24 protein-coding genes are annotated in these 24452 nt (G+C 66.6%); 15 read left to right on the forward strand and 9 right to left on the reverse strand.

Features of this window, described 5'->3' with window-relative positions; genetic code table 11:
• Nucleotides 1–3: 3 nt before the first annotated feature.
• The 3 genes from CKO33_RS08260 to CKO33_RS08270 all read left to right on the forward strand — a co-directional run bounded on the left by CKO33_RS08260 (nucleotide 4) and on the right by CKO33_RS08270 (nucleotide 3061).
• A complete protein-coding gene (locus tag CKO33_RS08260) occupies nucleotides 4–1242 on the forward strand; it encodes a glycosyltransferase (protein WP_200181355.1) in 1239 nt (412 codons plus the stop codon).
• A gap of 77 nt (nucleotides 1243–1319) precedes the next feature.
• A complete protein-coding gene (locus tag CKO33_RS08265; RefSeq protein WP_200181357.1) occupies nucleotides 1320–2117 on the forward strand; it encodes a class I SAM-dependent methyltransferase in 798 nt (265 codons plus the stop codon).
• On the forward strand, nucleotides 2114–3061 hold the full coding sequence (locus CKO33_RS08270) for a glycosyltransferase family 2 protein (protein ID WP_200181359.1): 948 nt from the start codon (nucleotides 2114–2116) through the stop codon (nucleotides 3059–3061). Before CKO33_RS08265 ends, CKO33_RS08270 begins: the two co-directional genes overlap by 4 nt.
• A 17-nt stretch (nucleotides 3062–3078) precedes the next feature.
• Here the strand turns inward: CKO33_RS08270 and CKO33_RS08275 are convergent, their stop codons facing one another.
• Nucleotides 3079–4494 carry a right-handed parallel beta-helix repeat-containing protein gene (locus tag CKO33_RS08275; protein ID WP_439099429.1) on the reverse strand — a complete coding sequence of 472 codons (1416 nt, stop codon included), beginning with the start codon at nucleotides 4492–4494 and terminating at the stop codon, nucleotides 3079–3081.
• 611 nt (nucleotides 4495–5105) lie between these two features.
• Here CKO33_RS08275 and CKO33_RS08280 point away from each other — a divergent pair.
• The 4 genes from CKO33_RS08280 (at nucleotide 5106) to CKO33_RS08295 (ending at nucleotide 8211) form a co-directional block, all read left to right on the forward strand.
• Nucleotides 5106–5786 carry a hypothetical protein gene (locus tag CKO33_RS08280; protein ID WP_200181363.1) on the forward strand — a complete coding sequence of 227 codons (681 nt, stop codon included), beginning with the start codon at nucleotides 5106–5108 and terminating at the stop codon, nucleotides 5784–5786.
• A gap of 109 nt (nucleotides 5787–5895) precedes the next feature.
• Nucleotides 5896–6174 carry an HPr-rel-A system PqqD family peptide chaperone gene (locus CKO33_RS08285; RefSeq protein WP_200181365.1) on the forward strand — a complete coding sequence of 93 codons (279 nt, stop codon included), beginning with the start codon at nucleotides 5896–5898 and terminating at the stop codon, nucleotides 6172–6174.
• 61 nt (nucleotides 6175–6235) lie between these two features.
• Complete coding sequence (locus CKO33_RS08290; protein WP_200181367.1) at nucleotides 6236–7108, forward strand: HprK-related kinase A; 873 nt, start codon at nucleotides 6236–6238, stop codon at nucleotides 7106–7108.
• Entirely contained in the window at nucleotides 7105–8211 is a 1107-nt protein-coding gene (locus CKO33_RS08295; RefSeq protein WP_200181369.1) for a nucleotidyltransferase domain-containing protein, read from the forward strand. Before CKO33_RS08290 ends, CKO33_RS08295 begins: the two co-directional genes overlap by 4 nt.
• A 16-nt stretch (nucleotides 8212–8227) precedes the next feature.
• Here the strand turns inward: CKO33_RS08295 and CKO33_RS08300 are convergent, their stop codons facing one another.
• The 3 genes from CKO33_RS08300 to pufA all read right to left on the reverse strand — a co-directional run bounded on the left by CKO33_RS08300 (nucleotide 8228) and on the right by pufA (nucleotide 9047).
• The gene (locus CKO33_RS08300) at nucleotides 8228–8428 is read right to left on the reverse strand and encodes a hypothetical protein (RefSeq protein ID WP_200181371.1); all 201 of its coding nucleotides are present in this window, start codon (nucleotides 8426–8428) and stop codon (nucleotides 8228–8230) included.
• A gap of 258 nt (nucleotides 8429–8686) precedes the next feature.
• Nucleotides 8687–8824 carry a light-harvesting antenna LH1, beta subunit gene (pufB, locus tag CKO33_RS08305; RefSeq protein ID WP_025281777.1) on the reverse strand — a complete coding sequence of 46 codons (138 nt, stop codon included), beginning with the start codon at nucleotides 8822–8824 and terminating at the stop codon, nucleotides 8687–8689.
• A 13-nt stretch (nucleotides 8825–8837) separates the two neighbouring features.
• Nucleotides 8838–9047, reverse strand: coding sequence for a light-harvesting antenna LH1, alpha subunit (gene pufA, locus CKO33_RS08310; protein WP_200181373.1), 210 nt, complete (start codon nucleotides 9045–9047; stop codon nucleotides 8838–8840).
• Nucleotides 9048–9347: 300 nt separating this feature from the next.
• Here pufA and CKO33_RS08315 point away from each other — a divergent pair, with 300 nt between their 5' ends.
• The 8 genes from CKO33_RS08315 (at nucleotide 9348) to trxA (ending at nucleotide 18849) form a co-directional block, all read left to right on the forward strand.
• On the forward strand, nucleotides 9348–9551 hold the full coding sequence (locus CKO33_RS08315) for a heavy-metal-associated domain-containing protein (protein ID WP_200181375.1): 204 nt from the start codon (nucleotides 9348–9350) through the stop codon (nucleotides 9549–9551).
• A gap of 27 nt (nucleotides 9552–9578) precedes the next feature.
• The gene (locus CKO33_RS08320) at nucleotides 9579–10220 is read left to right on the forward strand and encodes a class I SAM-dependent methyltransferase (protein WP_200181377.1); all 642 of its coding nucleotides are present in this window, start codon (nucleotides 9579–9581) and stop codon (nucleotides 10218–10220) included.
• Between the two features lie 67 nt (nucleotides 10221–10287).
• A complete protein-coding gene (locus CKO33_RS08325) occupies nucleotides 10288–12666 on the forward strand; it encodes a putative bifunctional diguanylate cyclase/phosphodiesterase (RefSeq protein WP_200181379.1) in 2379 nt (792 codons plus the stop codon).
• Between the two features lie 81 nt (nucleotides 12667–12747).
• Entirely contained in the window at nucleotides 12748–15093 is a 2346-nt protein-coding gene (locus CKO33_RS08330; RefSeq protein ID WP_200181381.1) for an EAL domain-containing protein, read from the forward strand.
• A 29-nt stretch (nucleotides 15094–15122) separates the two neighbouring features.
• Complete coding sequence (locus CKO33_RS08335; RefSeq protein WP_200181388.1) at nucleotides 15123–17096, forward strand: diguanylate cyclase; 1974 nt, start codon at nucleotides 15123–15125, stop codon at nucleotides 17094–17096.
• Nucleotides 17097–17191: 95 nt separating this feature from the next.
• The gene (locus tag CKO33_RS08340; protein WP_200181389.1) at nucleotides 17192–17821 is read left to right on the forward strand and encodes a flavin prenyltransferase UbiX; all 630 of its coding nucleotides are present in this window, start codon (nucleotides 17192–17194) and stop codon (nucleotides 17819–17821) included.
• On the forward strand, nucleotides 17821–18396 hold the full coding sequence (locus CKO33_RS08345; protein WP_439099428.1) for an LON peptidase substrate-binding domain-containing protein: 576 nt from the start codon (nucleotides 17821–17823) through the stop codon (nucleotides 18394–18396). The genes CKO33_RS08340 and CKO33_RS08345 overlap by 1 nt, the downstream gene beginning before the upstream one ends.
• 87 nt (nucleotides 18397–18483) lie before the next feature.
• Nucleotides 18484–18849 (forward strand): thioredoxin, encoded by a 366-nt coding sequence (gene trxA / locus CKO33_RS08350; RefSeq protein WP_200181391.1) that lies wholly within the window; start codon nucleotides 18484–18486, stop codon nucleotides 18847–18849.
• 15 nt (nucleotides 18850–18864) lie between these two features.
• Here the strand turns inward: trxA and CKO33_RS08355 are convergent, their stop codons facing one another.
• The 5 genes from CKO33_RS08355 to lpoB form a co-directional block, all read right to left on the reverse strand.
• Nucleotides 18865–19653 (reverse strand): sulfite exporter TauE/SafE family protein, encoded by a 789-nt coding sequence (locus tag CKO33_RS08355; protein ID WP_200181393.1) that lies wholly within the window; start codon nucleotides 19651–19653, stop codon nucleotides 18865–18867.
• A gap of 113 nt (nucleotides 19654–19766) precedes the next feature.
• Nucleotides 19767–21047, reverse strand: a complete 1281-nt coding sequence (gene hemL, locus CKO33_RS08360; RefSeq protein WP_200181395.1) for a glutamate-1-semialdehyde 2,1-aminomutase — start codon at nucleotides 21045–21047, stop codon at nucleotides 19767–19769.
• A gap of 130 nt (nucleotides 21048–21177) precedes the next feature.
• Nucleotides 21178–22458, reverse strand: a complete 1281-nt coding sequence (locus tag CKO33_RS08365; protein ID WP_200181396.1) for a CsgG/HfaB family protein — start codon at nucleotides 22456–22458, stop codon at nucleotides 21178–21180.
• A complete protein-coding gene (locus tag CKO33_RS08370) occupies nucleotides 22458–23732 on the reverse strand; it encodes a DUF6844 domain-containing protein (protein WP_200181398.1) in 1275 nt (424 codons plus the stop codon). The genes CKO33_RS08365 and CKO33_RS08370 overlap by 1 nt, the downstream gene beginning before the upstream one ends.
• 101 nt (nucleotides 23733–23833) lie before the next feature.
• A complete protein-coding gene (gene lpoB / locus CKO33_RS08375; protein ID WP_200181400.1) occupies nucleotides 23834–24433 on the reverse strand; it encodes a penicillin-binding protein activator LpoB in 600 nt (199 codons plus the stop codon).
• Nucleotides 24434–24452: the final 19 nt, after the last annotated feature.

A 24452-nucleotide genomic window follows, 5' to 3' on the forward strand; every position in this document is an offset into this window, starting at 1 on the left:
ACCGTGCAGATTGCCATCCTGTCCCATCTCTTCCCCGTGCAGTCGGAGACCTTTGTGCGCGCGCATGTCCTGGGTATGGCCGCACGTGGCCATGGGGTGCATGTGGTGGCGCGGGAGCCCGGCGGAGACGGGATACCGGAGGTGAAGGGGGAGCGTATGCGGGTGTCCTATGCCGGTCTGCCATCTTTTCGGGGTAGTGGGCTGCTGAATCCTGCCCGCATGATCCTCCGCCATGGTCCCTGGGTGCTCCCGTTTTCCCGGCGGGCCCCCTGGCCTACCCGGCGCATGCTGGAGGCGGTGCGCTATCACGCGGCGGCCCTGGAGGATGGACCCGACGTGGTGCACGTCCATTTTGGCGACCTGGGGGCACGCATGGCTTGCCTTGGCCGTGATCGGGGAATCGCATTCCCGGACGTAGTCACCTGGCATGGGTATGAAGCGACGGCATTGCCTTCCCTACGTGGCCCGGAGATGTTCCGGGTACTCTTTCAGAGCGATTGCCTGCATACGGTGGGCTCCGCCTTCATGCGGCAGCGGCTTCTCGAGTTGGGGGCCAGGCCGGAGGCGATCCGGGTGATCCCCATGGGGGTCGATCTGCAGCGGTTTTCGGGCCCTCGGGAGGGGGCTTCCGGGGCTGCTTCGCTGCGGATCCTCTCGGTGGGGCGGCTTGTGGAGGTGAAAGGGCACCGCGATCTACTGGAGGCCATTGGGCGCCTGGCGGCGGCTGGTCGTCGGGTGGAGCTCGGTCTGGTGGGGGATGGTCCTCTGCGGGAGTCCTTGGAAGCCCAGGCGGCGGCCCTGGGGATCACCGATCGGGTTACCTTTGTTGGCGGTCTGGATCAGGATCGGGTGATCGAGGAGATGCGAAGCGCCGATGTGTTTGCCCTGACAGGTGTGGTGGAGGCCTCGGGGCGGGCGGAAGGGCAGGGCCTGGTCTATGCCGAGGCCCAGGCCATGGGGCTGCCGGTGATCGCCAGTGATGTGGGGGGTGTACGGGACAGTCTGCTGGAAGGGGAGACCGGTTTCCTCTGCCCGCAGCGGGACGTGGAGGCGATTGCCGGCAGGATCGCCTATTTCGATGACCACCGCGAGGAAATCCTCCGCTTCGGTGCCCGCGGTCGTGCCTTCGTGGCTTCCCGCTTTTCCATAGAGGCGATGTTGGATGCCTTTCAGGGGCTCTACGATCAGGTGGTTGCGGCACGGCGGGCCGGGACACCGCTGGTGCCCGGAATGGGGCCCTGATGGGCTGGCTCTATCCGGAAACGGCCCGATTCCCGTCGTCTATCTTCCCTAAAGATCTTCCCTGAAGGGGCTTTCCCATGCCGTCCAGTCCGGAACAACACTGGCAGACCCGTACCCACCAGGCCTTCGTGGACTATTACGCGCGCCAGAGCCTGTCGGCGGCGGCCTTCGATCGCTCGCGGCGCCTGCGGGACAAGCTGCTGCGCTTTGCCCCGGCCCGGGAGGGCCCCCTGCATGTGGCGGATATCGGTTCCAATGCCGGGACCCAGGCCCGGGTCTGGGCGGAGTTGGGACACCGGGTGTACGGGGTGGAGATCAACGCGGATCTGGTGCGCATCGCCCAGGAACGCATGGCCGGGGAGGGGCTGCCGGTGTGGTTTCACCTGGGGTCGGCCACGGCCCTGCCGTTCAGGGACGCCTCCATGGATGTCTGCATCGCGCCGGAACTGCTGGAGCACGTGCCTCCCTGGGAGACCTGTCTGGATGAGTTCGTTCGCGTCCTGCGCCCCGGGGGTGTGCTGTTTCTCAGCACCACCAACCGCCTGTGCCCCGTGCAGGATGAGTTCAACCTGCCCCTGTACAGTTGGTATCCGGCGCCGCTGAAGCGTCGCTTCGAGCATCTGGCGGTGACCTCCCGGCCGGAGCTGGCCAATCACGCCGCCTACCCGGCGGTGAACTGGTTCACCCCGGGACAGTTGCGCCGGGCACTGGCCGAGCGGGGGATGCGGGGGCTGGACCGCTTTGATGCCCTGGCGGCGGACGGTGGCCTGCGGGGGGCCGTGGCGCGCGCCGTGCGCCTGTTGCCCCCCCTGCGCTGGATGGGCTATCTGCTCACCCCCGGAACCACCCTGATCGCCCTCAAGGAGCCGGTATGAGCACGCCCTGGATCTCGGTGGTGATCCCCGCCTTCAATGCCGCCGGGTATATCGGCCAGGCTCTGGAGAGCGTGGCGACCCAGGAGATGGCGGATCTAGAGGTGATCGTGGTGGATGATGGTTCCACCGATGGGACTGCGGAGGTGGTGGCGGAAGGGTTCCCGTGGGTGACCCTTCTGCGCAAGGAGAATGGCGGCGCCGGCTCGGCCCGCAATCTGGGCGTGGCCCATGCCCGGGGTGGTCATGTGGCCTTTCTGGACGCGGATGACGTCTGGTTGCCGGGCAAGCTCCAGGCCCAGTGGTCCTGCCTGCAGGGAGAACCGCACTGCCGCTTCTGCTGCACGGCCTTCGAGCACTGGTTTCCTGAAGGCGGGGAGACCGATGTGGCCCAGCCCGGCACAGGGGAAATGGTTCTGGACCCGGAGCGTTCCGGATGGGTCTACCACCTGCTGTTGTTGGATTGTTTTGTCTGGACCTCCACCGTGCTGGTGGAGCGTCGTCTGCTGGAGCAGGTGGGGGGGTTTGACGAGTCCCTGCGCTTGGGCCAGGACTATGACCTCTGGCTGCGGATCTCCCGGCAGGTCCCCGTCCACTTTTTGGCCACCCCCTTCGCTCACTATCGCCATCACTCGCGTAGCGCCACGGCCCGTGGGGCGCAGGCCAACTACGGTGCGCGTGTGCTGGAGGATGCCCTGCGGCGCTGGGGGGTGTGCAGTCCTGACGGGCGGTGCGCCGATCCGGGCGCGGTGCGCCGGCGCATCGCGGATCTGCATTTTGCCCAGGGTTACCGTCACGAGGCCGCGGGCCGTCGCCTGTGGGCCTGGCGGGAGTATCTGGCCTGCCTGCGTCACCAAGCAGGGCGCAGGGAGGCCTGGCTGCATCTGGTGTCCACGGGGCTGCCCCGGTCGGTGCGGCAGCGGCTGGGGGTGGCGATTCCCCGCTGAGGGGGGAGTGGGGTCCTTCAGCAGTTGGGGCACTGGAGCATCGGGTGCCCGATTCCGGGTGCGCGCCCCGGATTGCGTGTTGATGCGCCATCGAAGGCCCCCCAGGTGGACCGTTTGCGGGGTCGGTGGTTGTAGTCCCGATCCAGATGGGGTAGGGGCCCCGTGGCGGACGAGTTATTGTCGCGCCCCAGGCGATTGGGGCGGGGGTACAGGTCCAGATGGTCCAGGTGTGGGTCGGGGGCGTGAAGGTGGTGTTCGGCGGCTTCCAGGGGGGCGGTGAAGTTCTCCCCCGTGGGGATGGCGTCCACGACCTGCAGCGGTTCCGGCGAGAAGAGGGCATTTCCGGAGACCTGCTGGGGGTGATCGGGGTGGACCCCCGTGATCCGGATCCCGGTACCCGCGGTGACCAGGGTGTTCTGCAGGATGTGAATGGCTTTGGGCACGTCGTTGTGGGGCATGATGAGGATCCCCGGGCCGCGGCTGTTGAAGAACAGGTTGTTGTACAGCGCCACGTTGCCTTCGCCCTGGAACAGGCGTTCGTGGGGGTTTTCGTGAAACAGGTTGCCGTAGATCAGGTAGCGGTCATGGCGCCCGGGTCCCTCGGGTGGCCAGTGGCCCACCAGCAGGTTGGGGCGTGCCGAGGCGCCGTTGCTGGCCCGTTCGGCCTTGCTGAACAGGTTATGGCGGATCACGGTCTGCCCGGGTTCGGTGGGGATGCCGGGTGCGGGAGCCCGTATCTCCTGGTGCTTGATCTGCAGGTTGTAGCCCAGGGTTCGCCGGATGGCGTTGTTTTCGATGAGCCCTGCGATGAACGGTGCGCTGCCGTCGGGTTGGCCCAGGTAGAGACCGGTGCCGATGTCGTGGATGTCGTTATCCCGGATGATCCAGCCCCATGCAGGGGCCCGGGTGGTGATGCCGGTATGACCCTGTGAGGCGTCGTAGTTCTGGATGGTGAGGTGTTCGAGGGTGATGTGATGGGCGTAACGGCCATCGCGTTCCAGAACCACGCCGGCGGCATTGCGGCCGCGTCCATCCAGGGTGAGGTGGCGCAGGGTCACATGGGCCGTGCGCGCCAGGCTGATGGTGTTCTCCCCATCGCGGCCAAGCAGGACCGCCGGCTCCCCCGATTCGGGTCCGCTGATCACGATGGGGGCCTCGGGGGTGCCCTGGAGATCGTGCAGGCGCAGGCTGCGCGGGTAGAGGCCGGCGGTCAGATGGAGGCGCTCGCCGGGTTGCAGCCTGCGGACCTTGTCGCGGTAGTTGTCCGGGGTGGCCACCACGGGATGAGCCGGGACGGACATCCCGGTGGGAGGGCCATGTGCGGCGTCGTTGGAGGCGGGTGCGGCTTCCGAAAGGGCCAGTGCAAGGGCCAGAAGCAGGTGCGTCCTCCATCGGGCGCGGGGCGCGCGTGGGCGGTGACGCGGGCACGCCATGGGCATGGCGTGCCCGCACGGGTGTGTTCCATGGCATGAGGGGGCGTGCATGGCTGGATTCGTCCTCGTTTTCATGCTGCTTCTTACAGGCGCGTTCTGCGAGCGCCTCGATGCGCTTTGCCTGATCCTTGCGCAGGATCACCGTTCGTTCATGCATTCGCACGGGGTCGTTCGCCGGTTGGGGTGTGGCACGGCTTCCCTGCTATCCTGTGATAGTTGGATTTCCAAAAAGTGCTGGCAGGGGTTTTTCACCCGTCGTCTTCACGATCTGTCGGATTTCTTGACGCTTTAATGGGGAGGGATCCGGGAACTCCGTTGCCCCTTGGGTTATCTGAGAATGGATCCAATGACGCTTCATTCCGGGGGGGAGCCTAGAATGACGGAAAATCCTTGTCCATGAAGTGTCGATTTATTTAACGCTATCCAGTCCGCCCATGTGATGTGGATCACATGTGGAGTGGCTGAGTGGTTCATAATCATGGGGTTGTATTGGCCGGACCACTTCTTGCATTGTACAGCTCAACGTTGAGCGGGAGGTGGGCGCGCCCATGGATCGTCCACGGATTGCAGCTATTCCATGTCCCCACCCCGGTTGTCGAGGCCGAAGACACATGACTGATTCCCAGCATTCCGAGCAGTCCAGGGTGCCATCCCCGCAGGGGGGTGATCCGAAGTCCGTCAATGAGCAGCGACCCAGCCGTAATCGCCGCAAAATCGCGCTGGCTACGGGGGCGACGCCTGTACTCTTCGCCCTGATGAACCGGCCCCTGATGGCACAGGGCAGTTGCATCGCCGATACCCCTTCAGGCCATGACTCGGCCAATGCAAGCGGAAGGCGGGGGGATCGCGAGGACCTGGTTTGCGGCAGGTCGCCAGGGTACTGGGGGAATTCCGCGGGTGTTAAGGGGGCGGGCTCCGGTGAGCTGGAACGTCTTTTTGTGAAGGTTTTTGGCACGATCAACCATATTCAAATGCAATCGACAATCCCTGACGGTAAGATTTCTGCAGTAGATCCCACGCGCACCAAGGATGATTTGACGCTTGGAGATGTTGTCTCGGGCCAGCGTGATAAAACCTTTAAAGATAAATATCAGCTCGCGCGGGCTTTCGTTGCTGCCTATATGAACGCTAAAACAATTGATGGCTATCCTCTAACTGAATCCTTGGTTCTTGAGATGTGGAACGAGGTGGATACAAAGGGTTATCTGATGGTTTCCGGCAGCGAATGGTCCAAGGTGGATGTAAAGCAGTATCTCGAATCCACGTATGAAGGGTCTGCGGATGATGATTGAGGTGAGTGGCTTCGATGCCTGCAGACAGTGATCCTGCCCGTACATGAATTGGAAGCGTCCCTCCATGGGCTGTTCCCTGGCGTAGGCCCGGTTGACTGAGTTGCATGCAATGCAATGGCGTCTTCACCCCGATGGGGTCCTGTTGCGGAGCTGGCAGGACGGTGCTGCAGCCTTCCACGGGGGGGCGGGGGATATCTATGTGCTTTCCCCCCTGTGTGGTGCGATCCTGGAACGGATGCAATCCTCCCGGGCCTGGTGCCTTGAATCCCTCGCCGATCGCCTGCTTGCGGAATGTGACGCGCCCCCGCCGGGGGAGGACTGGTGCGATCTCGTGCGCCGGGCCCTGGAGAGCATGGAACGGCTCCGGCTGATCGAGAGACAGGAATAGGGATCGGCCCTGCGTGTCGTGTCGTGTCGGAGAGATTTCCCGGAGCGAATTCCGGGCATGGATGGCCGGTCCGGGGGTGGTGATCGGGGCCGGGAGGCTCTCCTTTCGCCTGCGCAGCGCCTTAGATTTCGTTGCGGATGGAGTCCATCATCTCTATGGCCATCACCCCCTGCTCTCCCGGGGCTTTGCGGATTTCTCCGTAGAGGTGAACCCACCCCGGTCCCTTCGCCGTTGGTTCGCCCGACAGGCGTGCTTCCGTCACGACGGCGCTTCGACCTTCCTGCCCCTGCCCCGGGATCAGGCCCTGCCTCTGCTGGAATGGGGACTCAACTGGTGTGTCTATGCGCATGTGCAGGACCGGTTGGTGCTGCATGCGGCCGTTGTGGAGAGGGACGACCGGGCCCTGATCATCCCGGCACCCCCGGGGTCGGGAAAGAGTACCCTGGTGGCGGGCCTGTCTTGCGCGGGGTGGCGGCTGCTTTCCGATGAGTTGGCGTTGCTGACGCTGACGGGGCAGGAGGTGGAGGGGCTGTGTCGTCCCGTCAGTCTCAAGAATGCCTCCATCGGGATCCTGCGAGGCATCGCCGGGGCGGAGCCTTTCAGCCCCACGGTGACCGATACCCTGAAGGGGGATGTGGCGCTGATGCGCCCCCCCAGGGCGAGTGTGGAACAGGCCGGCCGACCGGCGAGACCCTTTGCGATCGTGTTTCCCTCCTTCCGTGCCGGATCCTCCCCCTCGGTGACATCCCTGGGGCCTGCCATGGCCTTTGGCGGGCTGCTGGAGAGCGCGTTCAATGTCTCGGCCCTGCGTGAGGAGGGGTTCAGTGTCCTGGGGGATCTGGTGGAGTGTTGCCGGTGTTTCCGGATCGAGTACGGTTCCCTGGCCGACGGCATGGCCTTGGTGCAGGAGATCCATGGGACGGGTGAGGCATGAGGGTCCGGGAGGGGATTCCGCTGCTGCTGGAGGTACTCAAGTACCCGGAGCGGGCAGGGGGGCTGGAGCTTACCCGCTGGGATGCCCTCGTTCGGCAGGCCCGGGTGAACCGGATGTTGGGCACCCTGGCCCACAGCGTGCGCGATACCGGGGGGTGGTCGCGGATCCCGCCTGCACCCCGCCGTCATCTGGAGTGGGCGCTGAGGCTTTCCCGAACCCACTGCGCGGAACTGGAGTGGGAGCTGTCTTGCATCGCAGAGGCGTTACGCCCGTTGGATACCCCGGTGGTTCTGCTCAAGGGGGCCGCCTATCACGTGGCGGGCCTGAAGGCCTCCGCCGGGCGGTTGTTCGGGGATGTGGATCTCCTGGTGGAACGCAGGGCCCTGGGGGCCGTAGAGGGGGCGCTGATGCGCCATGGCTGGATGAATGCCCATCATGATCCATATGACCAGCGCTATTACCGTCAGTGGATGCACGAGCTTCCCCCGATGCAGCATATCCAGCGGGGGACGATCGTGGATGTGCACCACGCCATACTCCCCCCCACGGCCCGCCTGAAGACGGATTCCCGTCCTTTGTTCGATGCGTCGGTGGCGGTGGAGGGGCGTCCCTTCCGGGTGCTGGCCCGGGAGGATATGGTCCTGCATGGTGCGACGCATCTGTTCTTCTCCGAGGGGGAGATGCCCCACGGCTGCCGGGACCTGGTGGATCTGTATCACCTGGTCGGTACGGCAGCGGACGGGGAGTTCTGGCGACGGTTGCAGGCGCGGGCCGCTGAACTGGGTCTTGAGGAACCGCTGATGCTGGCCGCGTATTTCCTGGACCGGGTCATGGGTGCGTCATTGCCCCGGGAGGTTCAGGCCTGGGCGGCGGATGCATTTCCCGGTGGGATGCGGGGAGCAGTGCTGCGCGGCGCCCTGGATTCGGCGCTGGCGGTTCGGGAAAGTCATCACAGGACGCTTTCGGGGGCACTGAAGGAGGGATACCTGATCGTCCGGGGGCACCGGCAGAAGATGCCCCTTCCCCTCCTGGTGCGGCATCTCGGTCGCAAGGCCTGGATCGGCGTTTTCCCTGAAAAGCCTCGCGGGGGGGTGGACCGGTAGCGGTCGGGCCTTTCCCCTAGAACGATCGCATGACCAGAATCTGCACCTTGAACAGGATCGCTGCTGCGATCAGGGCAATCCCGCCTGTGAGGGTGACCAGGAGTTCGAGGCCCAGCAGGTGATATTCCCCCATCAGCCAGGTGGCGCCGGTGGCCGCGCAGACGATGAGTCCGGCCAGGCCGGTGAGGGTGCCCAGGATATTCATGAATGGGTCCATAATCCGTTCCTTTGGGTTACTTCGTTCATGGGTTTGCCTGGGCCCGATCGGACCAGGAGGGCCGGTCAGGACAGCGGGATGGGTTGCCGGGCCTTTCTGGGGATCTGAGCGCGTGCATCGGTTTCGTGGGTGAGCGCATCAGACATGAAAAAACGGGGGCTATCCCAGACAACCCATCGGCGGAAGGATCCGAACGATGTCTTGCCGGGGCGCCCCCGTTTTCAACCACACCTTACTGGTGTGCGGAGAAAGTCCTTCTTAGTAGAAGGGTCTCCACAGGTACACCAGGAAGTGGGCAGCGGCAGCCAGGACCATGAACACCGTGAAGGTGGTCTTGAACTGTTCGTGGAATTCCTTGGCTTGTTCTTCGGTCAGACCGGAGATGCTGTCATTCATGATCTAATCCTCCTTACTCGGCTTCGGTTTCAGCAGCGGCCGCGGACGCGTCATAGGTCAGCGGGTTGTAGTTGTCGTTGCTGTACACAAAGGCGTGCACGGCCAGGGCGACAACCAGCACGGCCATCAGGATGGGCATCAGCCAAGTGCCGGGGTTGACAACCAGCCACAGCTTCCAGTCGTCCCTGGGGTTGCTCGGCTTGCTCGGTCTGTACTCACTCATCGATAGTACCCTCTTGCGTTGAAGGCAGGCCCTCACGGGCCCGTGGGATATCTGATCGTTGACCTTGCGGGCCGTATCGCTTGGATACGTACAACCACGTCTTCAGTCAGGGTGTAAGTCTACGTTGACAAGGTTGGATGTCAAGCTGGGTGAACCGCAGAGGAAGCCCCTTTGGGCCGAAACGCGAAAATGCTTGAGCGAGGTCAGTTGAGCGTTCATTTTCAGGGGGGATCGGTTGTCTCCGGGGCCGGGAATGGGGCAAGCAATAGAAATTGACCAATATCAATGGAGGGCATGATCATGATCCGTCTGCACGTGGAGGGGATGAGCTGTGGGCACTGCGAGGCCGCGGTGCGTGAGGCCCTGAACGCCGTGCCCGGCGTGGATCGGGTGGTCTCCGTGGACCGCTCCACCCAGGAGGCCCTGGTGGAGGGGGAGGCCTCCGCCGGGTCGTTGCGCCAGGCCGTGGAGGCGCTGGGCTATCGTGCCCGCGTCATGGATTGAAGCGCATATCGCGCCGGGGGGAGCCGCATGCCCAAAACCGATCCCTTTGATCGCCACATGGAACGCTATGAGCGCTGGTTTGAGCGCCATGGCGGGGAATACGCCGCGGAACTGGAGGCGGTGAGGGCCCTGATGCCCCCCGATCCCGGCCGTATGCTGGAGGTGGGGGTGGGTTCGGGCCGGTTTGCCGCGCCCCTGGGGGTGGGTTTTGGCGTGGAACCCTCTGTCGTCATGGCCCGTCGCGCCCGGGATCTGGGGGTGACGGTGGTGCAGGGGATCGGCGAGGCCCTGCCGTTCGTCGATGCGGCCTTCGGCGGGGTGCTGATGGTGACCACACTCTGTTTTGTGGACGACCTGGATCGCACCTGCCGGGAGGCCTTCAGAGTCCTGCAACCCGGCGGGTGTATCCTGACCGGGTTTGTGGATCTGGACAGCGACCTGGGCCGGCGATACGACGCTCACAAGGCCGGGAGTGTCTTCTACCGCGATGCCCGGTTCTATACCACTGCGCAGGTGCTGGCCCATCTGGCGGCGGCCGGGTTCGTTGCACCTGAACTGCGCCAGACCCTCATCCCCGGGGCCCCGGCAGGCACGGTGGCGGAGGGTCACGGGCGCGGGGCCTTCGTGGTGATCCGGGCCGAACGGCCGGGGGCGGCGGCACGGGTCTAGTCCGCCGCTCCGGATTTGTACCGGATACCGGCCCCTGGCCGGAGACATACAACCTCAAGGAGCGCCGATGGACAGCGCGCGGAACATGGATTCCCTCCGGGGCCCCCTGATCGGGGTCATCCTCATCCCGGTAGCGGCCCTGCTGCTGTTGACCGGGACCCTGCTTGTGGACCGGGGGCTGGAGGTGCGGCGTATGGATCGCCTCATGGAGCACGTGACCCTGGCCGCAGGGGTGCGCAATCTGGTGGAGGCCCTGCAGATGGAGCGGGGGGCTTCTGTCGGTTTTCTCAGCGGGCAGGATCAGGCGTTCCGGCGGATTCTGGGGGATGCCCGGGGCACCACCGATGCCCAGGTGGAGGCCTTCCTGCAACAAACCCGGGGCCTGGAGTTCGCCGTGGGTACGGATCGGGCCGATTGGCTGGATGCGATCCGGGACGACCTGAAGGGGCTGGCACAGCACCGGGAGGAGGTGGATCGCCTGGCCCTGCATCCCCTGGAGATCCTGCCGCCCTATACCCGAATGGTGCGCCGTCTGGTGCTGCTGGCCTCCACCGTGCCGGAGATGGATGCTGGGGGCGGTCTGTTTGCGCGGCTGGATGCCTACCGCACGTTCCTGCTCATGCGGGAATACGCCGGTCTGGAGCGGGCCCTGGGCAGTGCCTGGCTCAGGGGGGAGGTGCCCGATCCGCTGGTGTTCCGGCGCTACGTGGAGGCGGTGTCCGTGCAGGAGTTCCTGCGCACACAGTTCCTTGCCATGACCCCGGACTCGCGGCGCCGGGATCTGGAGGCCGTGGAGGGGACACCGGCCCATCAGGAGCTCCTGGCGGCACGTGCGGCCATTCTCAACCAGGGGGCTGCGGGTCCGCCTGCCCATCTCAGCCCTGTGCGCTGGTTCCGCGTCAGCAGCGAGCGCCTGCGGCATCTATCCGGCATCGAGACGGGGTTGACCCGAGGCCTGATGGAGGAGGCCCGTGCCATCCGGGAACGGGTACAGCTCCAGTGGTGGCTCCTGGCGGGGGCGGTCCTGATGCTGCTGGCGCTGACCACGGCACTGTCCGCGCTGATCGCCCGGCGCCTGCTGTGTCGTGAGCGGGAGCGCTGGGACCATGCCCGGCGCATCGAGTACCTGGCCCACCACGATGCCCTCACCGATCTGCCCAACCGCCGCCACTTCGCCCGCATCCTCCAGGGGCACCTGGAGGCGGCCCGTGCCTCGGGGGGCGGGCTCGCCCTCTGCCTGCTGGACCTGGAGGGGTTTTCCGAAGTGAACCGGATCTGGGGGGAGGAGACCGCGGACCAGGTTTTGAAGGAAGTGGCGGATCGCCTCGTGGCCCTGGCCGGCCCCGCCGTGCCGGTGGCGAGGGTCTATGGCGATCAGTTCGCCCTCTGTCTGGCCGGGGATGCGCAGCGGGTGGATGTCCAGGACTTTACCGCGCGGGTGCTGGAGGTGCTGGACGACCCGATCCGGGTGGGGCAGCGGCTCATCGAGCTGCGGGGGAATCTGGGGGTGGTGATCTGTCCGCCCCTCCCCGGGACGGTCTCGGATCTGATGGCCGATGCGGTCTTCGCCGTGGAGCAGGCCAAGGCCGAGCCGGTACAGCGCCGGCAGGTGTTCGATCCGGAGCGCATGCGCAGGCACGCCGAGCGGGCGCACCTGGACCAGGATCTGGAACGGGCCCTGGAGCGGGGGGAGTTGGAGGTGCACTACCAGCCCCAGGTGGAACTGGCGACCGGCCGGATGACCCGTCTGGAGGCCCTGCTGCGCTGGCATCACCCCCGGCGGGGTTCGGTCTCCCCCGCGGTCTTCATCCCCCGGGCGGAGGCCACCGGTGCCATCATCGCCATCGGTGACTTCGTGCTCCAAAGCGCCTGCCGGCAGCTCCGCCGCTGGCGGGACCGGGGCCTGGGGGACCTGAGCGTGGCCGTCAACCTGTCCACGGTGCAACTCTACCAGGCGGATCTGGTGGCGCGGGTGCGCTGTGCCCTGGAGGAGGCTGGGTTGCCCGCCCCGGCCCTGGAGCTGGAGATCACGGAGACGGGGATCATGCAGGATCTGGAGACGGCCCGGGCGGTGATGCAGGACCTGCGCGCCCTCGGGGTGCGGCTCTCCGTGGACGACTTCGGCACGGGATATTCCTCCCTGGCCTATCTCACCCGGTTGCCGGTGCAGACCCTCAAGCTGGACCGCAGTTTCGTGGCGGATCTGGAGGGGAGCGGGGAGGGTCGTAAGGTGGCCGAGGCCGTCCTCGGCCTGGCCGACAGCCTGTCCCTGGAGGTGGTGGCCGAAGGCATCGAGACCTCCGCCCAGGCGGCCTGGCTCCGCCAGCGGGCCTGTGCCTTTGGTCAGGGTTTCCTGTACGCCCGGCCGTTACCCCCCGAGGCCTGCATGTCCCTGCTCGCGGGGGCGGCCCGGGGGCATCCACAGGAGGAGGCCCCCTTCGGTTGATTCCCTGCTGCGACAGGGGCCGTCGCCCGTTATCCTGTGCAGGATACAGACATGGGCCATGCGGCACCCCCGGAGGACGGCGTGGACAGACTGGGTATACGCATCACCCTGGCGATCGGGATCCCCCTGCTGGCGTTCCTGATGATGGCCCTGGTGGCACTTCAGGACCGCTTCGATGCCGCCCGCCACATGGAGCAGGTGCAGACCCACACTGCCCTGGGGCACCGGGTGCAGGCCCTGGTGCATGCCCTGCAGGCGGAGCGGGACAGTTCCGCCGGGTATCTCAGCGGGCAGGACAACGAGTTCTTCTCCATCCTGGAACGGGCGCGGCAGCACACGGATGAAGCCATGGCCGACTTCCGGCAGCGCGCCGACCAGGTGCCCCCCGCCCTGAAGGGGCTGGTGGCGGGGATCCGCGGCGATCTTACGGAGCTGGACGCCCACCGCGACCGGGTGGACCGCCTGCAACTGCCCCCGCTGGAGGTGTTGCCGGTCTACGATCGTCTCATTCAGCGGCTGATCCTGGTCGCCGCCCATCTTACGGGGGAGGGGGGCGGGGGTGACCTGTCGGGGCTGCTCAACGCCTACCGGCCCCTGCTCCTGCTCAAGGAGCACGCCGCCCTGGAACGGGCCCTGGGCAGTGCCTGGCTCAGCGGCGCCAGTGAGGATCCGGATGTCTTCTACCGCTATCTCAGCAACCTGGCCATCCAGGAGCAGCAACGCAGTCAGTTCCTCTCCCTGGCCCCCCCGGCATTCGGCAATGCGCTCCTGATGCTGGAATCGGAGACCGCCTACCAATCCCTGCGGGCGGCCCGTGCCGCCATCATCAATCACGGTGTCGCCAGCCGTCCGCCCCATCTGAGTGCCGTGGAATGGTTCGGTCTCACCCGGGAGCGTCTGGAACGCCTGCGGTCTCTGGAACAGACTGTGGCAACGCGCATCCTGGAACGGGCCCGGGCCGCCCGCAGCGAGGCCTGGCGGGGCTTTGCCTGGATGCTGGTGGTGGGTGGCGTGCTCCTGCTCCTGGTGTTGGGCCTGTCCGCCGCCATCGTGCAGGATCTGATGCGGCGCCACCGCAGCCATCAGCAGGCCCTGGACCGGGCGGAATACCTGGTGCGCCACGATGCCCTCACCGGACTGCCCAACCGGCATCACTTCACCGAAATGCTGGATATGGAGCTGGGGCGTGCGCGGGAGGCGCGGCGTCCCATGGGGCTGTGCCTGGTGGATCTGGCGGGGTTTTCCGACATCAACCGCATCTGGGGCGATGCCGTGGCCGATGAGATCCTCAACCAGGTGGCGGCGCGCCTGGCCGCGCAGGTGGGTCATGACGGCCTGCTGGCGCGGATCTACGGCGACCAGTTCGGTGTGATCCTGCGGGAGGGGTTCTCCGTGGCCCAGCGGGAGGGGCGGGTGATGGAACTTCTGGCGGTGCTGGATGCCCCCTTCCAGGTGGGGGCACGGCGTATCGAGGTGGATGGCCACGTGGGCCTGGTGGCCTGTCCGCCCTATGCCGAGCATGGCTCGCAATTGCTGGCCCACGCGGGCATCGCCGTGGAGGGGGCCAAGGGCACGCCGGGGTCGCGCTGGCTGCAATTCGAGCCCGGGATGCTCTCCCGCCACACCCGCATGGTGGAGATGGACCACGATCTGGAGCGTGCCCTGGATCAGGGGCAGTTCCATGTGGTGTATCAGCCCCGGGTGGACCTGGCGGATGGGCGCATCGTCAGCCTGGAGGCCCTGCTGCGCTGGCATCATCCGCAACGGGGGTGGATCCCGCCGGATGTCTTCATCCCCCGGGCGGAGGCCAACGGCACCATCATCGCCATCGGCGATTTCGTCCTCAATGCCGCCTGTCGCCAGGCCCACTACTGGCGTCAGGCCGGTCTGGGGGAGTTCTCCGTGGCGGTGAACCTGTCCACGGTGCAGCTCTATCAGGCGGATCTGGTGGAGCGGGTCCGGGCTGCCCTGGAGGCCTCCGGCCTGCCCGCCTCGGCCCTGGAGCTGGAACTCACCGAGACCGGGCTCATGGAAGACATGGATGCCGCCCGTCAGGTGCTGGCCCAACTGCGGGCCATGGGGGTGGGGCTTTCGGTGGATGACTTCGGCACCGGTCATTCCTCCCTGGCCTACCTGCGGCGGTTCCCCGTGAACTGTCTCAAGCTGGACAAGCGCTTCGTCGGCGATCTGGAAGCCGGCGGGGATGCGGAGGTGATCGCCGGGGCCGTCCTCGCCCTGGCACAGAGCCTGGGTCTCACCTGTGTCGCCGAGGGGGTGGAGACCCGTGCCCAGGCGGACTGGCTGCTCGCCCGCGGATGCCGTCAGGCCCAGGGCTATCTCTACGCCCGCCCCCAGCCCGCCGAGACCTGTGAGCCCTTGCTGGCAGCGGGCACTTTGCCGGCCAGGGAGGCCGTGCCGGAAGCATGAAACGGAGTTTGCAAGGCATGATTCCCGCAATGATCCTCGATCCCCTGGTTCGTCTGCTGCGGCGCCTGCGCGCCGCCGGGCACGGCCTGCGTCGTGCCCGGGTCCGGCGGGCGGTCGCCCGGCGCCACGGCGGGCGCATCGTGCGCCTGCAGACCAAGACCCAGCTGGCCCTGCTGGTGGTGATGCTGATCATGACCCTGGTCATCGGCATCTCCAGCATGGCCCTGCTGCGGGATTTCTCCATGCGCTCCGCGGCAGAACATACGCGCACCGCCGCGGAGATGATCCGGGTCGCCCTCACCGAGGCCATGCTCAACGGCACCATCGACCGCCGGACCTCCCTCCTGCAGCGGCTGGGGGAGGTGCACAGCCTGGAGGAAGTGCGCGTGGTGCGCGGTCCTCTGGTGATCCAGCAGTACGGTGAGGGGTTGCCCCTGGAGACCCGTGTGGACCGCATCGACCGTCGCGTGCTGGCCACGGGCACGCCCTATTTCGGGGTGACCGGCGGGCTTTGGGGCAGCGAGTTCCGCGCCACCATCCCCTACGTGGCCGAGGAGCAGGGGGACGTGAACTGCATGGCCTGTCACGTGGCCCCGGAGGGTGCGGCCCTGGGGGCGGTGACCCTGACCGCCTCCATGGATCACATGAAGGCCCTGGGGATCGCCACCGCCCTGTTGCTGGTGCTCATCGTGGGGTTCTTCGCGGCCCTCTCCATGTACTTCCTGGGCCGCCTGCTGCGCCCCCTGGTGGAGACCACCGCCGAGATCCAGGAGGCCGCCAGCCGGGCCGCGGAAGGCGATTTCAGTCAGCGGGTGAAGCGGCGCGGCAACGACGAGATCGGCCTGATCGCCACGGACTTCAACCACATGAGCCGCAGCATCACCGCAAAGCTCAGTGAGATCCGTGGGCATGTGGCGCAGCTGGTGCAGGCCCTGCCCGATCCCCGGGGCAATCTCCTGAACGACACCGCCGACACCGTCTCCGGCCTGGTGCGGGTGGCCCAGTTCAAGCAGGCCATCGAGGAGGACCAGTCCACCGAGGAGGTGGTGTTGCGCATCGGTGAGGTGCTGCGCCAGGAGTTCGCCCTGGAACATTTCTCCATCTATGCGGTGGACCGGGAGCGCAAGACCATGCGGGTGGCGCTGGTGGACGGGGTCCCGGCGGAGACGGTGCGCTGGTGCAGCCCGGATATCCTGGAGACCTGCACCACCTGCCGCGTGGTGCGCACCGGCCATCTCATCGACGGACTGGAGCAGCCGGGCCTGTGCCGGGCCTTCGACGGCCAGGCCTTGGAGGCGGGGATGCGTTACCTGTGCATCCCCGTCATCCAGTCCGGCGGGGTGGGCAACGTGGTGCAACTGGTGATCCCCGCCGGGGAGGTGCACCGTCTCCGGGCCGCCCGGCCCCTGGTGGGGGCCTACCTGCGCGAGGCGGCCCCGCTGCTTCAGGCCAAGGCCCTGATGGCCAGCCTGCGGGAATCCAGCCTCAACGATGCCCTGACCGGACTGCGCAACCGCCGTTTCCTGGAGGAGTATTCCGCCACCCTGGTGGCCCAGAGCCGGCGCCGGCAGCGGCCCATGACCCTGATGATGCTGGATCTGGACTACTTCAAGACCGTCAATGACACCCATGGCCACGACGTGGGCGATCAGATCCTGCGGGAACTGGCCGGGATCCTGCGCGCCCATCTGCGGGAATCGGACCTGGTGCTGCGCTACGGCGGCGAGGAGTTCCTCGTCATCCTCGTGGACACGGGGGCCGATGCCGCCATGGAGGTGGCGGAGAAGATCCGCGGCGCCGTGGAGCAGACCGTGTTCAAGGTGTCCGGCGGGGAGCTGCGCAAGACCCTGTCCGTGGGTCTGGCGGAGTACCCGGGGGATGCCCAGGCCTTCTGGCAGGTGCTCAAGTATGCCGATGTGGCCCTGTATGCCGCCAAGGAGCGGGGACGCAACCGGGTGGTGCGCTTCGAGGCGCAGATGTGGCCCTCCGGGGGCGAATACTGAAGCGGGGCGGCAGGCATGGCCGGCCGCATGGGGTATCATGGAGGCCGGTCCCGGCCCGGCGGGATCCGGATCCATTGCAGCCGCAGGAGGCCCCCTTGCCCCATCCCCCCGACACCCTGGCCCTGGCCCTGACGGGCGCCTCCGGGGCCCGCTACGGCCTGCGCCTCCTGCATTGCCTGTTGCAGGCGGGGGTGCGGGTGCATCTGATGGTCTCCGAGCCCGGACGTCTGGTGGCCGGCCTGGAGACGGACCTGACGCTCCCCGGGGCCCCCGCCGACATGGAGCGGATGCTGGCGGGACGTTTCGGGGCCGGGCCGGGGCAGCTGCGGGTCTTCGGCCGCGAGCAGTGGACCGCCCCCGTGGCCAGCGGCTCCTCGGCGCCGGACGCCATGGCCATCTGCCCCTGCACCACGGCCACCCTGGCGGCGGTGGCCACCGGGGCCAGCCGCTCTCTCATCGAACGCGCCGCCGACGTGGTGCTGAAGGAGCGCCGCCGCCTTGTCCTGGTGGTGCGCGAGACGCCGCTCTCGGAGATCCACCTGGAGCATATGCTGCGCCTGACCCGCATGGGGGCGGTCATCCTGCCGGCGTCCCCGGCCTTTTACCACCGACCGGAAGGCATCGAAGACCTGGTGGACTTCGTGGTGGCCCGCACCCTGGACCACCTGGGCATTCACAACGATCTCATCCCCCGCTGGGGGGAGGCACCGGGAGGGATGGACTGATGCAACTGCCCCTGTTTCCCCTGAACACGGTCCTTTTTCCCGGCGGGGTGCTGCCCCTGCGCATCTTCGAGACCCGCTACATCGATATGGTGCGCCGCTGCATGCGCGACGGCACCCCCTTTGGCATCTGCCTGATCCGGGAAGGGGAGGAGGCCGGGGAGGCGGCCCAGGTCCACCCGGTGGGCACCTGGGGCCGGATCGTGGACTGGGACCGCCGCCCCGACGGGCTCCTGGGGATCACGTTCCTGGGGGAGCAGCGCTTTTGCGTAAAGAGCACCTGGGTGCAGAAGGACCGGCTGCTCATGGCCGAGGTCACCCCCCGGGAATGGCCCGAGGACGTGCCCCTTCCGGAGGAGTTCCTGTCCCTGTCGGCCCTGTTGCAACGGGTACTGAGCGAATTGCCGGCGCCGTATCACCTGCTGCAGGGGGGGTATGATCGCGCCGGCTGGGTGGGCGCGCGCCTGACGGAGCTGATGCCCCTGCCCCTGGAGGAGAAGCAGGCCCTGCTGGAGATGGACGATCACCTGGCGCGCCTGTTCCGGCTGCGGGACGCCATGCTGGCCGCCGGCAGCTGATGCCCCCGGTTTTTGCGTGTTGACACCCTACCGGAGTGGACTGCTAAGGTATTGTATTAGTCCATTCTCATATACGGGAGCCCGGCCATGGCCGCCACCGAAATCACCCAGGACAACCTGGAATCCACCATCAACGACAACGACATCGTGGTCCTGGACTTCTGGGCCCCCTGGTGCGGTCCCTGCCGCGCCTTCGCCCCCATCTTCGAGGAGGCCTCGGAGCGTTTCCCCGATGTGGTCTTCGGCAAGGTGAACACCGAGGAACAGCAGGAACTGGCCGCCATGTTCCAGGTCCGCTCCATCCCCACCCTGACCATCTTCCGCGAGCGCATCATTGTCTTCAACCAGCCGGGCATGCTCTCCGCCGGCCAGCTGGACGAGGTGCTGGGCAAGGTGTCCGAGCTGGACATGAACGAAGTGCGCCGCCAGGTGGAACAGCAGCAGGAGGGCTGAGCCTGCGGGACTGCGTCATGCCCAGAGCATGCGGACCCCCAGCAGGATGAGCATCCCCGCAAACAGGCGCCGCACCGTGACCACCGGCAGGCGGTGGGTGAGGGCGGCGCCGAAGCGGGCGGTGAAGAAGGCCGCCAGGGCGATGCCGGCAAAAGCCGGCCAGTAGACATAGCCCGTGGCCCCCGCGGGCAGGTCCGGAACCTCCAGACCGTGGACGATGAAGCCTGCCGTCCCCGCCAGGGCGATGGGCAGGCCGGTGGCGGCGGCGGTGGCGATGGCCTGGCGCATGGGCACGTTGAACCAGGCCAGCAGCGGCACCGTCAGGGTGCCGCCACCGATGCCCAGCAGGGAGGAGAAGCCCCCGATGAGCCCACCCCAGCCCCCCAGGATCGGGGTGGATGGACCGGTGCCCCCTGCACGGGGCGGCCGCCCCGCCAGGAGATAGCCCCCCATCAGGATCTCGAAGAGCCCGAAGACCCGGCCCAGGGCCTGGGTGCTCAGGGCCGCGGCCGCCGTGCTGCCCAGCAGGGCCCCCAGGGCCACCCCCGGCCCCAGGGCCCGCAGCAGGTCCCAGCGCACTGCCCCGTGGCGGTGATGGGCGCGGGTGGAGGCAATGGCCGTGGGTACGATGGTGGCCAGGGAGGTGCCGATGGCCAGGTGGGTGATGACCCCGGGGGGCATCCCCTGCAGCGAGAACAGCCCCACCAGCACGGGGACGATGATCAGTCCCCCGCCGATGCCCAGGAGCCCCGCCAGCACCCCGGTGCCGGCCCCCAGCAGCAGATAGCCCATCATATCCGGCATCACGCCGTCCTGAACCGTTGCAGGTGAAAGAAAACGCCCCCGCCGTGCAGGCAGCACGACAGGGGCGTCCAGGGAAACCGGGCACCGGAGGCCGGGGCCTCCGGTGCAGCGGATCACAGGCTCCGGAGCACCTCACCGGCGGCCTGGATGGTGGCCTCCACGTCGCCCGCGCTGTGGCTGCTGGACAGGAAGCCCGCCTCGAAGGCGGACGGGGCCAGGTAGACCCCCTTGTCCAGCATGGCGTGGAAGAAGCGGCCGAAGCGGTCGGTGTCGCACTGGCTCACCTGCTGGAAATTCCCCACCTGGGGCTGTTCGGTGAAGAACAGGCCGAACATGCCCCCCACCTGGTTGGCGGCCATGGGCACACCCGCCTTCTCCGCCTCCCCCAGGATGCCGGACACCAGGGTCTCGGCCTTGGCGGTGAGGTCGTCGTGGAAGCCGGGGGCTGCGAGGATCTCCAGGGTCTTGAGCCCGGCGGTCATGGCGATGGGATTCCCCGAGAGGGTGCCGGCCTGATAGACGGGCCCCAGGGGCGAGAGATGCTCCATCACCTGGCGGCGGCCGCCCAGGGCCCCCACCGGCATGCCGCCGCCGATGACCTTGCCCAGGGTGGTGAGGTCGGGCTTGACGTCATACAGCTCCTGGGCCCCGCCCCGGGCCACGCGGAAACCGGTCATCACCTCATCGAAGATCAGCAGGGCGCCGTGCTCATCGCACACGCTGCGCAGCCCCTCCAGGAAACCCGGGGCCGGGGGCACGCAGTTCATGTTGCCCGCCACCGGCTCGACGATGATGCAGGCGATCTGATCGCCGAAGCGGGAGAAGGTCTCCTTCACCTGCTCCAGGTCGTTGTAGGGCACGGTGAGGGTGTGTTCCGCCAGGGAGGCGGGCACCCCCGGGGAGCTGGGCACCCCCAGGGTCAGGGCCCCGGAGCCGGCCTTCACCAGCAGGGAGTCGCCGTGGCCGTGGTAGCAACCCTCGAACTTGACGATCTTGTCGCGTCCGGTGAAGCCCCGGGCCAGGCGGATGGCGCTCATGGTGGCCTCGGAACCGGAGCTGGTCATGCGCACCATGTCCATGGAGGGCACCAGTTCGCACACCCGCTCCGCCATCTCCGTCTCCAGGGACGTGGGTGCGCCGAAGGAGAGGCCGTTGAGGGCCGCTTCGCGCACCGCCTCAATCACCTCCGGATGGGCATGACCGACGATCATCGGACCCCAGGAGCCCACGTAGTCGATGTAGCGGTTGCCGTCCACGTCGTAGATATAGGCCCCCTGGGCCCGCTCCATGAAGATGGGTTCGCCGCCGACGCCCCGGAAGGCGCGCACCGGGGAGTTCACCCCGCCGGGGATGTGTTTCTGGGCTGCCTCGAAGCATTCATGGGTTTTCGTCATGGCCTGCTCTTTTCCTGGTTCACTGGGTGAAGGGCAAAGGCGAAAAGATACTCCATCTGCCCCGGGGCGCAAAACCGGGGCCGTCAATCCAGGATCGCCCTCGGGGGGATATCGGGGCAGGGCGTGCGTTTCAGCAGGGATCCATGGGTAGGCAGATGCGTTTTCGGGTGCCCCTCTGTGCCTCCCGCTCTGCCTCCTTTGGATCGGCGCTGGCGGGAGCGATACGCCGCAAGACCTGGCCGTTGCCCTCCACGGTCCCTTTCACTACCCGGGCCCGGGCGATGCGTTCGGTGACGTGGGTGATTTCCACCTCGGCGCACCAGGTTTCCCTATGGGCAAGATCCTCTCCATGATAGGGGTCGCTGTAGGCTCGCCCAACGTCGTAGACCGCCCACCGCTGTCCAGGCTGGACCAGGGTGCCCCCCTGGTTGAGTACGATGGTCTCTCCCCGGCTCTCCACCACCCGCAAGGGGTAGATGACATCCACGGCCTGGAAGACCAGCTCATTACCAAGGGCGTTGTAGACCCGTTGGGGTAGGGCACGATGGGCCTCCGGATCGATCCCCAGGTCTTCCAGATGGGTGTTCAGGGTATGGGCCCACATGATCTGTCCGGTGGCCGGGATCACGATCCGGGCCTCCAGGGTGGCCATGCCTTCTCCTTGGCGGGCGGTTTCCCCGGTGATGCGGTTGGTGACGGGGATGGTGCGCATGTCCATTCCGGTGAGGCGGGCGGTCAGCAGATAATCGGCGCCCAGCCTGCGCCCCAGCATGGCCTTTTCGGCCACCGGGACACGTCCTGTGGCCACAAAACGCTGTTCTTCCTCGATGGCCTGCTGCATATCCCGTTCCAATACAGAGAACCGCCGTGAGCTGACGAGTGCGCGTACGATGGCCTGGGTCAGGCGATGGGAGGCTTCCCGGGCGCTGGGGGTGTGTTCCCCCAGGCGAAGGTCGCTGGCCTCCACCTCCACGGGATAGACCGCGATACGTCGGCGGTTCCCTTGCGCGTCTTTTCCAGGGGTGCGGTAAACGGGAACCTGGACCTCAAGACGGACCCGTTGTCCGCCACCGGCGGCCGGGGAGACCTGGAGCACCCGGTAACCGCTGATCAGGCCCTGGCTTTGCACCTGCGTGCCGCTTTCCACCCGGGCTTCATGCTGGATGGAGGCCTCACGCCCCTGATCATCCCGGATGGACAGGCGCTGCATGTGACTGCGGATCTCCCGGCTGGCGTCCACCCGGGCACCATGGACCTGACGCACGGCATCCCCCAGGGCATTGAAGATGGCCTGTTCGCGATCGATTCCAGTAGCTTCGGCCTGTACGGTGCGTGTGCTCACCTCACCCCAGGCCGTTCCGTTCAACAGGATCAGTAGCAGCGTGAACAGTACGGTGTTCAGGCAGCGCATCACCATTCTCCGAAGGCGCCGGTGGAACGGGTCTGGACGGGGGTGGACTGGTCCTGAGGGGCTGTTTCAGGCGATGAAGGTGCGTCCGTGGTCTCCTCACGGGCCTGGGCGGCGGTGGCGGGGGACCAATACTTCACGTATCCGAGATAGGGGTGGCCGGTGGCGGGGTCCGTGGCACTCCACTGTCCGATGGTCTGCACCCCCTGCAGACGGGCATCGGCCTCTGAGCGCAGGACGGCGTTCACCATGCGGCCCACTCCGGCATGAGTGTGGATATGAGAACGTCCATCTCCCCGTGTTTCCCGGATCTTTTCCCGCAACTGGCGGCGTGTGCTCTCCTTTTGCCCCTCCACTGTCATGCTGGCGAACTGTGCCAGCCATCCATCGGCCATCATTTGGGCGCTTTCCCGGGCGGCTTCCATCTCGATGCTGATGTCAAATTCGTCCATGGTGCCCCGGACCAGTGCTGGCGCCGCCATACCGAAGGAAAGCAGTCCAAATCGGCCCTGAGCATCCACCACCGGTTGTACCCCGAAATACCCCAGCATGGGGACTCCGGCTTCCAGCTGAGGAGCAAGCCGGTCCTGGACCGCCTCCACCGGGAGGGCTTGGAGCGGAGCCCCTTTTCCTGTACGAAGCTGCCGTCCGAATTCACTGAAACGGTCGGATTTCACCACCACGACGCTCACTTGACCGTTGTTGCGCGGCCCCGGTCCGCCCGTGCGTTCAATGACGCCAAAGACCCCGATGCCTGAAAGTTCCCCCATGGCCCGCCAGGTGGTTTCGGAGACGAATTCATCCAGGACCATCTGCTTGCGTTCGGCGATGGTCATCTGTGGAAGACTCGATGGATCCCCTCCCAACTCCTTGATGACCTTGTTGAGGGTCTGCAATGAGGCTTCCGCCAGGCGCCCTGCCAGGGCTTCGCCCAGGGCCTGGAGGGTGGTGGCATCCCGTGCCTGTTCAGGCAGGTCATCCTGCAGGAACCGGTCGGTCATGCTCTTGCCGATGCGCACCGAGTCCTGGGAAACCAGTTCGCCCATGGCTTTCAGGAAGGCGGCCTCGGTGGCCTGCAGACGGGCCTGGCTGAACTCGATGCGGGTGGGGTCCATGATGATGTCTTCCGTGGCCACCACGAGGGTGCCGCCACCGGGGTTGTTGGGGGACTGACCCATCTGCCAGCCACGCTCTTCGAGGAACTGGCGCACAAGATCATCGCCCGGCGAGGCCTCGGAGACGGACATGAAGGGGGAAGGCGGGTTGGCTTCCTCCATCCGGGGCGCTCCATCCTCCGGGATGGTCTGCGCCATGCCCCATGTGGGGAGAAGAAGCGGAGGATGACGGGGGTGGAGCGGGCTATGCGCATGGGGCCTCCTTACCAGGTGACAGAATCTTTGGGTCCGCGTTTGATGACGCGGGTCTCGTTTTCCCAGATGGCCAGGCCCGAGGTCAGGTCGGTGAGGGAGAGTTGCAGGTAGTACTCCACCTGCTGTTCCCGGCCCACCCGGTGGTTGCGTTGCAGAATCTTGCCGGAGAGGCTCAGATCGGGTGCCTGCAGGGTCCCTTTACGCTCGACGCCGCGTTGATCGAATTCTTCGGAGTCCCGCAGTGTGCGGGCCAGCATGTTCATCTCATCCTCGGGACCATCAATGCCCACGGCCGTGGTCGTGGCCACCCGGCCGGAGTTGAGCAGTTCCGTGCGGATTCGTTTTACGAGCTGATCGGTATCAAGCCGCTGCATGGTGTCGTTGATGATGCGGCTGACCACCAGCACGTAGCGTCCGCCGTTGGGATTGTCCACGGCGCCGCTGGCGAGCAGGGAATCCACGGATTCGGCGGCGGCCTGTTCGAAGTCGCGGTAATCCAGAGTCATGGTAACGGGGCCTTCGTCCGTTTCCGGGTCCACATAGCGTGCCGGTCCGGCGCAGCCGGCCAGTAGCAGGATGGGGAGGATCAGCAGGAGAGTTGTTTTCATCGGTTTGTTCCAGGATGGT

The sequence above is a fragment of the Ectothiorhodospira mobilis genome (assembly GCF_016584115.1).
In the GTDB taxonomy this organism is placed as follows: Bacteria; Pseudomonadota; Gammaproteobacteria; order Ectothiorhodospirales; family Ectothiorhodospiraceae; genus Ectothiorhodospira; species Ectothiorhodospira mobilis.

Excerpts from the sequence above, each read along its gene's own strand:
- CKO33_RS08355 (WP_200181393.1), bottom strand. The coding sequence starts at position 19,653 with ATGCCGGATATGATGGGCTATCTGCTGCTGGGGGCCGGCACCGGGGTG.
- CKO33_RS08370 (WP_200181398.1), bottom strand. The coding sequence starts at position 23,732 with ATGGAGGAAGCCAACCCGCCTTCCCCCTTCATGTCCGTCTCCGAGGCC.
- CKO33_RS08325 (WP_200181379.1), top strand. The coding sequence starts at position 10,288 with ATGGACAGCGCGCGGAACATGGATTCCCTCCGGGGCCCCCTGATCGGG.
- CKO33_RS08315 (WP_200181375.1), top strand. The coding sequence starts at position 9,348 with ATGATCCGTCTGCACGTGGAGGGGATGAGCTGTGGGCACTGCGAGGCC.
- CKO33_RS08295 (WP_200181369.1), top strand. The coding sequence starts at position 7,105 with ATGAGGGTCCGGGAGGGGATTCCGCTGCTGCTGGAGGTACTCAAGTAC.
- CKO33_RS08335 (WP_200181388.1), top strand. The coding sequence starts at position 15,123 with ATGATCCTCGATCCCCTGGTTCGTCTGCTGCGGCGCCTGCGCGCCGCC.
- pufA (WP_200181373.1), bottom strand. The coding sequence starts at position 9,047 with ATGAGTGAGTACAGACCGAGCAAGCCGAGCAACCCCAGGGACGACTGG.
- hemL (WP_200181395.1), bottom strand. The coding sequence starts at position 21,047 with ATGACGAAAACCCATGAATGCTTCGAGGCAGCCCAGAAACACATCCCC.
- CKO33_RS08280 (WP_200181363.1), top strand. The coding sequence starts at position 5,106 with ATGACTGATTCCCAGCATTCCGAGCAGTCCAGGGTGCCATCCCCGCAG.
- CKO33_RS08300 (WP_200181371.1), bottom strand. The coding sequence starts at position 8,428 with ATGGACCCATTCATGAATATCCTGGGCACCCTCACCGGCCTGGCCGGA.
- CKO33_RS08290 (WP_200181367.1), top strand. The coding sequence starts at position 6,236 with ATGGCCGGTCCGGGGGTGGTGATCGGGGCCGGGAGGCTCTCCTTTCGC.
- CKO33_RS08365 (WP_200181396.1), bottom strand. The coding sequence starts at position 22,458 with ATGCGCTGCCTGAACACCGTACTGTTCACGCTGCTACTGATCCTGTTG.
- CKO33_RS08270 (WP_200181359.1), top strand. The coding sequence starts at position 2,114 with ATGAGCACGCCCTGGATCTCGGTGGTGATCCCCGCCTTCAATGCCGCC.
- trxA (WP_200181391.1), top strand. The coding sequence starts at position 18,484 with ATGGCCGCCACCGAAATCACCCAGGACAACCTGGAATCCACCATCAAC.
- pufB (WP_025281777.1), bottom strand. The coding sequence starts at position 8,824 with ATGAATGACAGCATCTCCGGTCTGACCGAAGAACAAGCCAAGGAATTC.
- CKO33_RS08265 (WP_200181357.1), top strand. The coding sequence starts at position 1,320 with ATGCCGTCCAGTCCGGAACAACACTGGCAGACCCGTACCCACCAGGCC.
- CKO33_RS08275 (WP_439099429.1), bottom strand. The coding sequence starts at position 4,494 with ATGGCGTGCCCGCGTCACCGCCCACGCGCGCCCCGCGCCCGATGGAGG.
- lpoB (WP_200181400.1), bottom strand. The coding sequence starts at position 24,433 with ATGAAAACAACTCTCCTGCTGATCCTCCCCATCCTGCTACTGGCCGGC.
- CKO33_RS08285 (WP_200181365.1), top strand. The coding sequence starts at position 5,896 with ATGCAATGGCGTCTTCACCCCGATGGGGTCCTGTTGCGGAGCTGGCAG.
- CKO33_RS08320 (WP_200181377.1), top strand. The coding sequence starts at position 9,579 with ATGCCCAAAACCGATCCCTTTGATCGCCACATGGAACGCTATGAGCGC.
- CKO33_RS08345 (WP_439099428.1), top strand. The coding sequence starts at position 17,821 with ATGCAACTGCCCCTGTTTCCCCTGAACACGGTCCTTTTTCCCGGCGGG.